Source organism: Chryseobacterium ginsenosidimutans (assembly GCF_024807225.1).
Lineage (GTDB): Bacteria > Bacteroidota > Bacteroidia > Flavobacteriales > Weeksellaceae > Chryseobacterium > Chryseobacterium ginsenosidimutans.
The window spans coordinates 2,323,193-2,337,374 of the sequence record NZ_JANUCO010000001.1; the positions used below are offsets into that span (position 1 = coordinate 2,323,193).

General features: G+C 34.6%; 14 protein-coding genes. 4 read left to right on the forward strand and 10 right to left on the reverse strand.

Features of this window, described 5'->3' with window-relative positions; all coding sequences use genetic code 11:
• The 5 genes from J3D55_RS10970 to J3D55_RS10990 form a co-directional block, all read right to left on the reverse strand.
• Positions 1-843, reverse strand: a complete 843-nt coding sequence (locus J3D55_RS10970; RefSeq protein WP_259131046.1) for an MlaD family protein — start codon at positions 841-843, stop codon at positions 1-3.
• A complete protein-coding gene (locus J3D55_RS10975) occupies positions 773-1,060 on the reverse strand; it encodes an MlaD family protein (RefSeq protein ID WP_259131047.1) in 288 nt (95 codons plus the stop codon). The genes J3D55_RS10970 and J3D55_RS10975 overlap by 71 nt, the downstream gene beginning before the upstream one ends.
• Positions 1,061-1,072: 12 nt before the next feature.
• Positions 1,073-1,852, reverse strand: coding sequence for an ABC transporter ATP-binding protein (locus J3D55_RS10980; protein ID WP_259131048.1), 780 nt, complete (start codon positions 1,850-1,852; stop codon positions 1,073-1,075).
• A complete protein-coding gene (locus J3D55_RS10985; protein WP_259131049.1) occupies positions 1,852-2,616 on the reverse strand; it encodes an MlaE family ABC transporter permease in 765 nt (254 codons plus the stop codon). Before J3D55_RS10985 ends, J3D55_RS10980 begins: the two co-directional genes overlap by 1 nt.
• A gap of 115 nt (positions 2,617-2,731) precedes the next feature.
• Positions 2,732-3,394, reverse strand: a complete 663-nt coding sequence (locus J3D55_RS10990; RefSeq protein ID WP_259131050.1) for a BON domain-containing protein — start codon at positions 3,392-3,394, stop codon at positions 2,732-2,734.
• Positions 3,395-3,635: 241 nt separating this feature from the next.
• Between J3D55_RS10990 and J3D55_RS10995 the strand changes: the two genes are divergently transcribed.
• The gene (locus tag J3D55_RS10995; protein WP_259131052.1) at positions 3,636-4,571 is read left to right on the forward strand and encodes a 1-phosphofructokinase family hexose kinase; all 936 of its coding nucleotides are present in this window, start codon (positions 3,636-3,638) and stop codon (positions 4,569-4,571) included.
• 176 nt (positions 4,572-4,747) lie between these two features.
• Here J3D55_RS10995 and J3D55_RS11000 read toward each other — a convergent pair whose 3' ends face one another.
• From J3D55_RS11000 to J3D55_RS11020, 5 genes are all read right to left on the reverse strand, one after another.
• Positions 4,748-5,221 carry a Dps family protein gene (locus J3D55_RS11000; RefSeq protein ID WP_259131053.1) on the reverse strand — a complete coding sequence of 158 codons (474 nt, stop codon included), beginning with the start codon at positions 5,219-5,221 and terminating at the stop codon, positions 4,748-4,750.
• Between the two features lie 269 nt (positions 5,222-5,490).
• Positions 5,491-6,153 (reverse strand): BON domain-containing protein, encoded by a 663-nt coding sequence (locus tag J3D55_RS11005; protein ID WP_259131055.1) that lies wholly within the window; start codon positions 6,151-6,153, stop codon positions 5,491-5,493.
• 113 nt (positions 6,154-6,266) lie between these two features.
• A complete protein-coding gene (locus J3D55_RS11010; RefSeq protein WP_259131057.1) occupies positions 6,267-8,600 on the reverse strand; it encodes a glycosyltransferase in 2,334 nt (777 codons plus the stop codon).
• The gene (locus J3D55_RS11015; protein ID WP_259131058.1) at positions 8,581-9,636 is read right to left on the reverse strand and encodes a glycoside hydrolase family 130 protein; all 1,056 of its coding nucleotides are present in this window, start codon (positions 9,634-9,636) and stop codon (positions 8,581-8,583) included. The genes J3D55_RS11010 and J3D55_RS11015 overlap by 20 nt, the downstream gene beginning before the upstream one ends.
• 27 nt (positions 9,637-9,663) lie before the next feature.
• The gene (locus J3D55_RS11020; RefSeq protein WP_259131059.1) at positions 9,664-10,143 is read right to left on the reverse strand and encodes a hypothetical protein; all 480 of its coding nucleotides are present in this window, start codon (positions 10,141-10,143) and stop codon (positions 9,664-9,666) included.
• 438 nt (positions 10,144-10,581) lie between these two features.
• On the opposite strand from J3D55_RS11020, the gene J3D55_RS11025 reads away from it, so the two are divergent.
• The 3 genes from J3D55_RS11025 (at position 10,582) to J3D55_RS11035 (ending at position 14,166) form a co-directional block, all read left to right on the forward strand.
• Positions 10,582-11,955 carry a L,D-transpeptidase family protein gene (locus J3D55_RS11025; RefSeq protein WP_259131060.1) on the forward strand — a complete coding sequence of 458 codons (1,374 nt, stop codon included), beginning with the start codon at positions 10,582-10,584 and terminating at the stop codon, positions 11,953-11,955.
• A 7-nt stretch (positions 11,956-11,962) separates the two neighbouring features.
• Positions 11,963-12,838 (forward strand): universal stress protein, encoded by an 876-nt coding sequence (locus J3D55_RS11030; protein WP_259131061.1) that lies wholly within the window; start codon positions 11,963-11,965, stop codon positions 12,836-12,838.
• Between the two features lie 140 nt (positions 12,839-12,978).
• Positions 12,979-14,166 (forward strand): PAS domain-containing sensor histidine kinase, encoded by a 1,188-nt coding sequence (locus J3D55_RS11035; protein ID WP_259131063.1) that lies wholly within the window; start codon positions 12,979-12,981, stop codon positions 14,164-14,166.
• The last annotated feature ends 16 nt before the right edge of the window (positions 14,167-14,182 follow it).

The window sequence follows — 14,182 nt, forward strand, 5'->3', positions numbered from 1 at the left end:
TTATCTTTTTTCTTTTTCAGCTTCTTTTTTCTTTTTATTAAAATAGCCTCTTAACAAAAAGTTATTCTTCGCGGCGGCTTCTATTTCCCTGAGTTCATCGACACCTTTCCCAATATTGATAATCGTGGAATCTACAGATCTGCCAAGTTTGGGATTATTAGTAAGCTTGGATAGCACATTCTCATCATTATTTATTTTTGAAGTAAATTGTATAAGCTCATCAGAACTTTTTTCAAGGTTACGAAGTGTATTTTCTATTGAAATAGCCAAAGTATAGTTGGAAGATAGCTGAGAAAGCACATTATTTTTATCATTGAGTTTTGTAGTAAAAATACTTATTTCACGGGAGCTGTTCTGTAGATTAGAAATACTGGTTTCAATATTATCTGACCATTTCTTATCGGTAAATATTTTTGCAACCGTTCCGTTTTTATTATTCAGTATGGGGGTGAATTTTGCCAGTTCCTGAGAGCTTATCTGTAGATTTTCTACTGTCCTGTCTATGCTGGTAGCAAAATCTTTATTGGTCATTATTTTTGTCAACAGGCTATTCTTATTATTCATTTTTGCACTGAACTCAACAAGCTGATCGGTAATTGCTTTTGTATTATCAGCACTTTTCTTTGCACTTGAAAAGATGTCGTCTATTTCAATGGTTTTATAAGAGGTAATCATATCATTATCCTTTACTATCGTAGAGGAAGTGGTACCTGGTGAAATAATAAGAATTTTATCACCCATTAACCCGTCTGATGCTATACGGGCAACAGCATCAGTTTTTATATATTTCTGAACATCCTTTTTGATTAATAACTTTACCAGAAACCAATGAATCTGAAACAAAATCTATTTTGCTGACTGTTCCGATGTTAATTCCGGATAGACGTACCGTACTACCTTGTTTCAGCCCGCTGACATTTTTAAATTCTGATCGCAAGACGAAATTAGAACCAAACAAATTTCTGTTGACCCCAATAAAGTAGATGGCTGTTATGAAAAGAAGGATGCCTGCTGTGACAAAAATTCCCAATTTCCAGTTGTTTGATGACTCGTTGCTCATGGCTGTTTTTGTTTATTTTTCAAAAAAAGATTTTACCCAATCATCGGCGTTGTTTTCTATGTCTTTAAAGCTACCTTCGGCTTTAATTAGACCGTCTTTCAGGACGATGACTCTGTCACCAGTATACTTTGCACAGGTTAAATCATGTGTTATGATAATGGATGAGGTATTATATTTTAGTCCGATATTTCGGATGAGCTCAATGATTCCACGGGCTGTGATGGTATCTAGACCTCCGGTCGGTTCATCATAAATGATAATTTCCGGTTTAATGATTAATGCTCTTGCCAGTCCTATTCTCTTTCTCATTCCTCCGGACAGCTCTGCCGGCAATTGATCAATAGCTTCTTCCAGTCCTACGTTTTGTAACGCTTCTATAACAGCAGATTCCATTTCCTCTTCAGTAAGATTTTTTTTATTATGCTGTAGGGTAAAAATTAAGTTCTGTCTGACTGTCATAGAATCATATAAGGCTCCGTTTTGAAAAAGAAACCCAATTTTCATCCGGATCTGATTTAGTTCTTCCTCATTGAGCTTTGTTATATCTTCTCCAGATATAAATATTTCCCCTTTATCCACTTTAGTGAGACCGACCAGACATTTAACAGCTACGGATTTACCTGAGCCTGATTTTCCCAATATGACCAGGTTTTCGCCTCTTTTAACGGTAAAGCTGATGCCGTTCAACACCTTATTACTGCCATAAGATTTGTAAACATTTTTAAATTCTATCAGTGATGTGTCGGTTGCTGACTGGTCATACCCGATAAGTAAATTTTTATTATTTTCCATTACAATTCAAAAAATAGGTCGGTTACCTGCACTGCTATCAAATCAATGATAAATATCATCAATGAGGCTAAAACTACGGCTGAATTTGCGGCTTTTCCTACACTTTTTGTGCCTCCCGAAGCATTAAACCCTTCATAACAGCCAATAATCCCGATAAAAAAACCGAAAAAAAAGGTTTTGATGATCGCCGGTAAAATATCTGTGTATTCCAGGGATTCAAATATGTTTGAAAAATAATGTTCTACATTGCTTTCGCTGTGCATATTGATACCAATAAAACCACCCATGATTCCAATCAGATCGGCATATAGTACTAAAATCGGAATCATTAGTGTTGTAGCGAGGGTTCTGGTTACGACCAGATACCGATAGGGATTGATCGCTGAAACTTCCATGGCATCAATTTGTTCCGTTACTTTCATGGATCCTAATTCTGCTCCAATTCCTGATGAAACCCTTCCGGCACAAATCAAAGCCGTAATAACAGGAGCAATCTCCCTTATTAATGACAGCGAAACCATACCGGGTATCATAGACTCGGCTCCGAACCTTGCCATAGCAGGACGCGACTGTATGGTGAGTACCAGCCCCATGATAAAACCTGTTATGGTCACTAATGCTAATGACTGATAGCCCACAACAAAACACTGTCGGGTAAACTCTTTAAACTCAAAGCCCGGTTTGAAAATTTCTTTAAAAAAGCGGCTGGAGAATGAAGCTATATTGCCTACAATACTGAAGTTTTTTTTAAAATAGGTTTCCACGATATGATGTTTATAATGTTCATATAGTTAGATTGTCCATTATTGATATTTGCAGAAATATTTTCAGCCGATAGACAAAATGTACAATCCGGAACGTTTAAGAATTAGTAATGAATTATAGATCGTACTCATAATCCACTGTTAACTCATTTTTTACATCTTGTATACCGGGAGTTTTCCAGACGATGCGACCTGCTTCTTCCTTTTGATGCCAGGTGTGGACGTTTCCGGTTAATGTGACTGTTGTTCCGGATACTGATACGTTGATCTCACTACTGTCAATTGAGCTTCTTTTAAGAGCCTGCTCTACATCTTTTTTTTCAACAGTGTTCTGGATTTCGGGGTTAATGGTAATATTATTGTAAATACCTTTGACGCCGGGAAGATACCTGATGGCATTTTCTGTAATATCCCTTATGTACTCCCAAGACACTTCACCATCAAGATCTACCCAGCCGTTTTCTACTTTTACAGTTATTTTTTCTTGTGGAATAAATGAGTTTGCATTAAATGCAGCTATAATTTCACCGGCAATTTCGACATCAGTTTTTGACCGGGGATCTGGCAATTTTACTTCAATATCTTCTACCAGAATTTTTACTCCTGAGACGTTTTTTGTGGCATGCTCTGCCTGTAATTTCTTTGCATAGCTATCTACAGTTCCTGTAAGAGTTACGATTCCGTTTTTTACAATAACTCCGATTTCTGCTGAATTTAGTAGGGGTTCCCATTTAATAGCGTCCTGAACATCTTTTTGTAATTCTGCATTTGTTTTCATTTTGTTATAAATTTATATTTCAAAGGTCAGGAAACCTTATTGAAGATAAGATGATCTACATCACGATGAAATATGATGTTGATCAGATTAAATATTTGGCAGTGTATGGTTTATTGTTGAAATTTGAATAATAGAATCAATAATTTTTGAGCTGTCCATTGTTACTAACCTTTGGATGTGTCCAACGGATTTGTCGGTTATTAGACCTATTATAATTCTATAGTATTCTAAAAATTAAGAAATGAAAAAATCTGTTTTAACCATCACACTGAACCCGTCCGTAGACAAGAGCAGCAGTGTTTCAAATATAATTCCAGAAAAAAAATTACGTTGTAATTCTCCCAAGTATGAAGCTGGGGGTGGGGGAATTAATGTATCTCGAGCCCTAAAAAGATTAGGAGTAAATTCAGATGCCTTTTTTACTTCAGGAGGCAGAACCGGCAAGTTACTGGAAGGTTTGCTTCAAGGCGAGCAGCTGAATATAAGACCTTTCTATGTCACTTCAGAAACGCGGGAAAATTTTATTGTTCTGGATACAGCCTGTAACAAACAGTATCGATTTGGATTTCCTGGAGAACTCTTAACAAAAGAAGAGCAAAACGAAATTTTAAAAAGTGTTGAGGAAGTGAATCCGTTTCCTGATTTTGTAGTAATTAGCGGCAGTTTACCTACAGGAACTGATTCAAATTTTATGAAACAGCTTGTTAAGATGTGTAAGTCAAAGGGAAGTAAGGTAATTATTGATACATCAGGGGAAGCTCTGAAAACAGCGGTAGAAGAGGGGGTGTTTTTATTAAAACCGAATATTGGGGAACTTGCCTTTTTAGTGGGAAAAGATAAGCTGGAAGAAACTGATGTAGATCAAGCTGCCCAGCTTATCATTTCGCAGGGTAAAGCTGAGGTTGTAATAGTGTCATTGGGTTCTCAAGGAGCTGTTTTATTTTCAGCAAGCGAAAAAATTAGGATTGAGGCGCCGCCTGTAGAAGTGAAAAGCACTGTTGGTGCCGGAGACAGCATGGTTGCCGGAATGGTTTCTGTGTTAATACAAGGCGGAAATTATAAAGAAGTCCTGTCCATGGGAATCGCGTGTGGATCTGCCACTACAATGGCTGAAGGAACAGGACTTTTTACAAAAGAAAATGTAGAGCGATTATATAAAGAAATTCAAAAACAATAGACAAAGTTCCTTTTTGAGATGCTTTTTACAAACCCAATCTTGAGAAAAAGTCTTAGTGGAATTTGCAAAGTAATGAGTACTATGATTGTTAAAGCGGCCGATGCTTTCATGGTATTATGTTTTTTATTAAAAATTAGATATCTCAACAGTGGCTACATTTTTTAATTCTTAATTTATCATAATAAATAAGAACGTAAAAACCAGGCCATTTTTTGATGTGTTTCTATGAGGCGAATTATAAAATGCCCCGTTGCTATGTCATGGAAATCATCTGTACAGCACATGACATGCTCACGAAGTTTAATGATAAGACTTTCATGATCTTTCAACAATTCTGTAATTAAAGTCTGGCTATTGTTTATCTTTCCTTCTTGTTCTGTAAGATGGGTTAAGTCAAGATGCGAGTGTAAAGTTGCCGGTACGAGATGCCCAATAGAGCGGATTCTTTCTGCAGTACTGTTTATGATTTTATCCAATTGTTTGCATTGAGTTTCAAAAAAAATCTGTTTGTCATAATAGTCAGCCCCTTCAACATTCCATTGGGCATTTTTCGTTTTCATATATAAAACGTTTTCATCTGCCAGTATTTTTATTAGTACATCAGCAACTGCCTGTCGGTGATTGTCTGTAATTCCAATTTGAATTTTCATAATTAATTGATTTTTAACGTTTTTATTAGACTGTAATGAATTGATTGATATCGGCCAGCATTACTTTTGCTCCCTCTTCTAAAAATATTTTACCTGTAATTTTTCCAATGCTTCCAATCCGCCGATTATAATGGTTACTTTATTTTTAATTTTTTCATGATTTCAGATTGGTAGAATGATTTTAATTTTAAAAATGATGCAGCATGAATGATATAAAACCTGTGAAAGACGATATTATCTTCCACAGGTCAGAAGTTGATCAGGCATTATTAAAATGCGTATTCGTAGTCAACTTCCAATTCATTTTTCACATTCCAGATACCACGGGTTTTCCACGCAATACGTCCAGCCTCTTCTTTTTGATACAATGAATTTGTAGTTCCTGTTAAAGTTACTGTAGTTCCTAAAACGGATACTTTAATATCACTATCATAAATTGAGCTTCTTTTCAGTGCGTCTTCAATATCTTTTTTTTGTATTGCATCGTCTAATTCTGATTTGACTTTAATTTTGTTGATCAAGCCCTTTACACCGATAAGATATTTTACTACCCTTTCTACCTCTTCTTTTTGGTAATGCCAAGGTAATTCACCTTCTAAAGTAACCCAACCATCCTCAACTTTTACCATTATTTTGTCATCGGGAATAGAATAATTTGATTTAAATGCGTCTAATACTTCTTTTGCGACTTCGGCGTCAGATTTGACCCATGAGCTTGGAAATTTCACTTCAATATTTTCAACTAAAGCTTTTACTCCCGCAACTTTTTTTGCTGCACTTTCTGCTTCTGTCTTTTTTGCATAGCTGTCAACGATTCCGGTTAAGGAAACGATACCATCTTGTACGGTGATACCAATTTCTGCTGCGTGCAATAAAGGTTCCCATGCAATGGCATCCTGAACCTCTCTTTGTAATTTCGTGTTTGCTTTCATTTTAATTTTTTTGGTTAATAAAAATGTTAAGATTGTTAATTAAAAATTTATTGTAATTGATTTGAAATTCAAGTTATTGATTCCTTAGTAAGAGCACAGAAAGCTCTATCATTTCAGATTGGTTTTAAGAAATGTATTTTTTTATCTTGTGTGTTTTGTCCTGGTTTTTCTGCTGATTTAGTGTTTTTTTCCATTGTCAGTCTTGCCATTAAGTAGCTGATGGTGGATTCAGCCCCCTGGTTTAAATTGATAGAGCTTTCTTCCAGACCATCATAACATCCTCCGGTGCAGGGATTATAAATTATCTGGTTCAAATGATTATTTCCTAAAAACCAGTCAAAAGCAGTGAACATTTTATCCTTGTAGTCTTCAATTTTGAAATTGTTGTAAAATTCGTTTAACGCTAGAATGGTATAGGCTACATCAATGGGTTGCTCTCCACCTATATGGTCCGTATTAATTTCCTGGCCATTATGCATCCAACCTTTATTAGAGATTACTTTAATCGCATCCTGAGAAAATATTTTTGACAGTAGAAAATCAAATGAATCCAAAGCAACTGATCGATATATTGGTTTACGGGATGTTAACCAGGCAAAAAGCATCGCCTCAGGAAGCACACTATTGGCGTATGTGAGATAACTTTCATACCACTGCCATTGATCATCAGTTTCATGTCTATACATCTGAACTAAACGGTCGGCAAGTTGTTCTATAAGTTGAATATTTAACGGATTATCATTTTTAGTATTCGCAAAATATAATCCCTTAATAATAAATGCCATTGCCCTAGTCGAGTGAACGTATTCGGCTTGCAAAATAACTTTATAAAACAGTTTCTTTGCTTTAATAATTAATTCTGAAGGGATGATCTCTTGTATCGAAATTAGGTATCCCAATGCCCATATCGCTCTGCCAAAAGAATCTTCAAGATTACAAGTACCGTTTTGGTCGGTAAATTGTTTTTTAACATCAACATAATTTAAAAAAGAGCCTTCTTCCTGAAAAGTAAATAGTATGAAATAAAAGTAGATATTGATGTAATTCAAATCATCTTTTCTTTTATAGATCCTGTAATATTGGCACATTGCTATTAAAGCTCTTGCATTATCATCCAGCGTATATCCCGACTCTTCATCCGGACGATTTATAATTGAAAATTGAAGAATCCCAAAATCAGTGGTCATATTTTTCAAATGATTCAGGTTGATTTCCGGCATTTTGTATTGAATATTTAAATTGGAATTTGAAATATTTTTAAACAGCTGAACATGAGCTATTGCAGAATTTTCCCAAGCCGTTGGAGCCATTTGATGTAAACCGTTTAATGCAATCTTATTTCTTAATAATTCATCATCCAATAAGTTAATTACCTGTTTGGCGAGTTGCAGGGAATCATTAAAACCGATGATAGTACCTGCTCCTTTTTCCAATACTTCCAGAGCATGTGGAATAGGGGTGGATATAATAGGGCAACCACAGCTGATAGCATAGGAAAATGTGCCGCTTACCGCCTGATTGAGATCTTTGGAGGTAAACAGATAAATGTCTGTCATCTGCAGATATTCCAGTAAAGTATCAAGAGCCAAATATTCATTAACAAAAGCTACATTTCCGGATAACTGTAATTCTTCGATTAATAATTCTAAGTTTTGTCTGTATTTTTCACCTTCCTGCTGTACAACACACGGATGAGTTTTTCCTATAATCAGAAATAAGGTTTCAGGATGTTGCAAAATGATAGAAGGCAAAGCTTTTAGTGTTGCTTCGATACCTTTACCTGAACTCAGCAAACCAAAAGTTGAAAGTACTTTTCTGTTCAGGTAATCATATTTTTCTTTTAAAACTTTTTTATCAATATACTGTACTAAGTGTGTGCCGTGTGGTATCACCGTAATTTTTTCTTTTATGATCAGATAATCATCCTCTAATATTTTTTTGGCAGCCTGAGTCATTACGATTATCATATCTGTAATCTCAGCGATGCTCTGAATATATTGTTGTGTTTCCCTGTCCGGTTTGGGCAAAACGGTATGGAATACCACTACAGAAGTTTTCTGTATAGATTGCAGGAGCATTAGTAATTCTTTTTCATTGCCTCTAAATAAACCGAACTCGTGCTGCAGAACAACTAACTCCATTCGATCGGAGGCTGTAATATCACGGATTAATCTGTAATAAGAATGAGGGTTTTGTGTTTCTAATATATAATCGACATTCTCATCATAATCATGCTTTCCATTTTCCAATGCACATATTTTAATATCAAAGGATTCTGAGAATTTGTTGTTAATGGCTTGAATTAAATCCTGAGTATAGGTTGCAATACCACATTCCCTGGGTGGAAAAGTAGTGATCATTAAAAGCTGCGGTATTTTTTTCTCCAGCAAAAATTGTGGGGAATTTTGTTCAAGCAGTCTCTCGCTTCTATTTAATCTTATTTTCATGTTGCGAATTTTTATAATTTATTAGTTCTTTTAGTAATTCCGAAAGAGACATAGAGGCGCAGGCAATATGTTCGTCCGCTGCTCCATAATAGATATATAATGTGTCTTCACGAACCAATGTTCCAGTGGGAAAACAAACGTTATTAACTTTTCCATACAGCTCGTAATTGTATTCAGGCTTAAATAATGGGTAGGGTAAACGGGCAATTTCGCGGGTAGGATCTTCTAAATCTAATAATGCTGCACAAACACAATATACATAGCCAGCAGCGGTATCATGAACTCCATGATAGATCAATAGCCAGCCTTTTTCTGTTTCAATGGGAGGGCATCCACCTCCCACATAGCTTACTTCATGGTCATATTTTGATGAAATAAGTAAGTGATCGCTAAACATTAAGAGAAAGTTATCCCAAAAATTATGGGTTAGCTCACTTAAATCCGTAACACCAACAATCTGAATGTCTGGTTTTATACGATGTAAAAAATATAGTTTCCCGTTAATACGCCTTGGAAATAATATTACATTTTTATCCCAGATCAGTATCTTTTTACCCTTTTTTTTAGGAACAATATATTTTCCGTTGAAACGAAAGTATTTTTCATTTAATTCGCCTCTTGACTCTGCTAAATGTTTAAACTCTTCATAGGAATATTGTGGTACGATAAGTCCTCTTTTCTCCCATGTCACCAAATCTTTTGATGTAGCTAATGCCCCTAATGCATTGATACCATCATAAGCAGTGTAGGTCAAATAATATACATCATCAATTTTTACAATCCGTGGATCTTCTATACCTTCTTTTTCATAATCATATTGTGGATAAAGAATAGGGATTTCCATCCGGTTTTCAACCGTTAATGGTGTTTTTAACTGACAATAACCAATGCTTGAATAATTGTCTTTGCTCACCGCCCTGTAAAATAGATGAGCTGAGTGGTTTTCACTTAGAATGGTTGGATTTAGAACACCCAAGCTTTCAAATCCATGGTTGGTCTTTTCCAGGATGATACCTTCTTTTTTTACATTGATCATGGCGTGTTATTATTTATTTAGTATTGATTATTTTTCAATAAATCCCTCCTGCTGCATTTTATTACGAAGGGTACGGGCAATTTCGTTCGTTAGTCTTTTTACTCCCTTCGGATCATACGTTTCTGTAATTCCTGACCATATTATTTTATCATCTTTAATAGAATAAATTATAGTTTCAATAATGAATTTTTTGGTGATGGTATAATTGCCGGGAATATTGTAATACATCCAGTTTCTGTAATAATAGGTGATGAAATCATTATAATACATGGGGTACATATAATATTGCTGGGGAGTATATACCTTTTCTTTATCTACATCAATCAGACGCATCGTTATAGCAGCATCAAAACCGTCTTTTTTTATTTTACTCCGTAAAGCCTGTTCATTCTTTCTGTTAAAACTTTCATCCAGATAACTGTAAGAGGTAATACCTTTTCCATCAAGATATTTCATCATTTCATCTTCAGCACTTCTTCGGTTGGTTTCATTTCTTAATAGTGCCATCACCAGTACTTTTTTCCAATCTGTAGGATGGATCTGTGTATCTGGGTCCCGCCAACTGCTTGCTATATGGGTGGAGCTGCAGGAATTGAGAAGCACTGTAAATACAAATACTGTAAAAAGGATCATCTTATGATAGTGTGATTTTTTCATGAAATGTTTTATTTTAATTCATATCAAAGGTCTTGAAACAGCATTGGAAATAATATGACATGCATCACGGGAAAAAATGATGTTGGTCAGTTCATCAGTTCAACCTTCTACAAGAGCTAAATCAACCGTTGGTTACAGAACTGATTTACATTGATCTCTTTATTTTAAGTGTTCGGAGAAGCCTTGATGAAACTTAAATTAATTTATAGCTGTATCATTATTTTTAGTGATGGCAGTCATTATTTGACAGTAAGGTAATTTGGAAATTTGTGGTATAAATTTCAGATTATGAAAGCTTTTTTAACCTTCACAATTATTCTTTGCTGTGCAATGATCACACGGGCTCAGGATTTGAAAATGACTAATGAGATTGCTTCTTCACTTAAAGATAATGTTACTCTCTCGAAATTGAATTACCCCCAATCGGTCACTCAGTTTTATGTCAGGAATAATTCTGAATATGCCTGGATACACCCTGCACAGAAATCAGATCAGCCAGAAATAGCAATGTTGTTGCTGGAGTATTCCTACCGATTCGGACTGTCTTTATCTGATTATCATTGGGATGTTATTTCTCTTCAGAAATTAAAAAAATTGAGAGACACGCCCACAGAAACGACTCAAAAAGAAAAGGCAATGTTTGATATTTTGATGACCGATGCTCTTATTACTTTCATTAATAATCTTCATTTTGGAAAATATAATCCTTCCTACAGCTCATCCTATATTGATATAAATGATATTAATGGATTTCGCTCAGAGAATGTCTTGTTATATGCAAGACAGCATGCAGATTTTCTTAAGATGATTGTTGATGTTCAGCCTAAAATCAAAGCATATACAGACTTTCAGAATTATTTGAATACCCTTTATGCAGAAAATGACTGTATAGCGCCCCAAACGGAAATACAGAAAATCATCATTAATATGGAACGTCTCAGATGGATTAATAACCAAAGTATCCCGTATATTTTAATAAATATTCCTTCTTACGCATTAGAATTTCATCAAAAAGAAATTGTATCTGATTTTAAAGTTATTATAGGAAAACCGACCACCAAAACTCCGGTTCTGGAAAGCAAAATTAATTATTTTACAACAGCCCCGGACTGGAAAGTTCCCCAAAGTATTTTCGTAAAAGAAATGCTTCCAAAAATTTTAAAAAACAAAAGTTATTTAACAGATCATCCTTATTCAGTTTACGATAAACAAGGTAATGAAGTCGAAATAACTTCGTCAAAATTAAAAGAGATCCGTCAAAATCCTCATCGATATAGTGTCAGACAATCATCTGGTTGTGATAATGCATTAGGAGCAGTGGTTTTTAGATTTGAAAACTCTTATGGAGTATATCTCCATGATACTTCTCAGAAACAATTGTTTAATAAAGATGAAAGGGCTTTCAGTCATGGATGCATTCGTGTTGAAAATGCTAAAGAACTCGCATCTCTCCTTTTAGAAAATGATGGCTCTGGAAATAAGATTTCCATTTTAGAAAATGCAATGGCTGATTACCAAAGAAAAGATTTTGTTTTGAAGCAGCCGGTTCCTATTATCATTACTTATCTGACTTGCTTAATAAAAGATGGAAAACCTGTACTCTATAAAGACATTTACCATTTTGATGATTCACTCGAAAATAAATTTAACCAAAATAAATAATAAAATTATGAGAACGATTGTAGTACCTACAGACTATTCAAAGCCGGCAAAAAATGCTGCATTGTATGCACTTCATCTTGCTAATGCCTTGAAATCCAATATTCATTTATGCTATGCTTTTGGCCTGCCCATTGAAAGTCCTATGCTTGGGCAGACCGCGTGGGCTTTATATGAATATCCGGCTTTACAGGATGAAAACAGTAAGGAGATGAAAAAACTGGTAAAAGTGCTTGAAGATAAAGAGAAAACTTTATGGGGAGATGAAGCTTTTCCTTATCATCCGTCGATATACTATTCTTGCGAGGGAGGTGATGTTGTGCAGTTAATAAATAATACAGCAGCCAATAATAAAACATTGCTCATTGTAATGGGGATGCAGGGAGCCGGAATGCTTGCCCGTTTTATTTTTGGAAGCAACAGTCTTAAAATGATTGAAAATACACAATATCCGCTCTTATTAATTCCTCAAAACCATAAATATAAGGAAATAAAAAAGATCGCTTTTGCAACAGATCTGAACAAAAAAGATATAAAAATTGCTCAATCTTTGATTAAGTTTGCCCAATATTTTGATGCCGAACTTTTAATTACTCACATTATTCAGAGCAATAATGATGTGATTCAGGATACTTCTTATGAACATAAAAAAGAAGTCTTTTTAAAGGCTCTTGATGGTAAAGTTTGTTATAACTGTATTTACAGCGAAAATATAGATTACGGTTTAGATATCCTGAAAAATAAAGACATTGATATCTTGGCAATGGGACATGACCACAGGAGTTTTCTCGAAAGATTTACTAAAAGCAGTCATGCTGCAAGACAGGCTGCAGAGTTAGAAATTCCACTATTGATCATTCCGGAAACTGATCATCTGTTTTTTTAATATTTTAGATTTCAATTTTTTTATTCTTTTTTATTGAGAATAATTAATATTAATTTGTTGTTTTAACATTTTTTTTACATTCACATACTATTTTTTATATTAAAACGCATAACTTTATATGATGATTTAATATATGGATTATGGAAAGTGCCAAATTATTACAAGCCATTATTGAAACTGCTATTGATGGTATTATAACCATTGATAACAGAGGGAGAATAGAAAGTATGAATCCCTCTGCACTAAAAATATTTGGGTATAAAGTAGAAGAATTAACAGGCAAAAATATTTCAGTACTGATGCCAGAGCCTGATAAAAGCAGGCATGATGGTTATCTTATTCATTATCAGGATACTGGAGAAAAGAAAATCATTGGAAAAGGAAGGGAAGTTAGGGGACTAAGAAAAGATGGTACACAATTTCCTTTCAGGCTTGCTGTAAGCGAAGTGCAATATCAGGATAGGGTGATCTATACAGGTTTTATCCATGATCTTTCAAAAGAAAAAGAAGCAGAAGAATCTCTTAAAAAATACGCCGCCGAGCTGGAAGAATTGGTAGAGAACAGAACAAAATCCTTAAAAAAAATGCTTCATGAATTGGAAAAAGCAAAAGAAGAGGCTAGTATGGCCTTGGAAAAGGAGAAACAACTCAATCGGATGAAAAGCCGTTTTGTTTCAATGGCATCGCACGAATTTCGTACTCCTTTAAGTTCCATGCAGTTATCGGTTATTTTGATAGAGAAATATCTTCATACTTCCGACAATATCCAAATATTAAAACATCTCCATAAAATTAAAACGGCAATTGGTAGTCTGAACGGTATTCTTAATGATTTTCTTTCATTGGAAAAGCTGGAGGCCGGTATTGTTTCTCCTAATTATGACGTATTTGATATCATGAAGTTTTCAGAAGAACTTACGGAAGAAATGCAGCTTATCACCAAAGAAGATCAAATTATTATTTATCAGCATACAGGATCAGAAAATGATGTAAATCTGGATCAAAATTTATTAAGGAATTGTTTAATGAATTTAATAAGTAATGCTATAAAATATTCAGGAGAACATACGTTGATTGAATTCTCTACAGAAATAAATGAAGATAGATTTGTGCTTTCAGTAAAAGATAATGGAATAGGAATACCTGAAGAAGACCAATCTGGTCTTTTTCAGCCATTTTTCAGAGCACACAATATAGGCAATATTCCAGGAACAGGATTAGGACTCAATATTGTGCAACGGTATGTAAATCTCATGGATGGTAGAATCCATTTTGAAAGTAAATCAGGTGAGGGCACCGAATTTATTTTATCATTTCAGAAAAAATAATTAATAAAACTCCAAT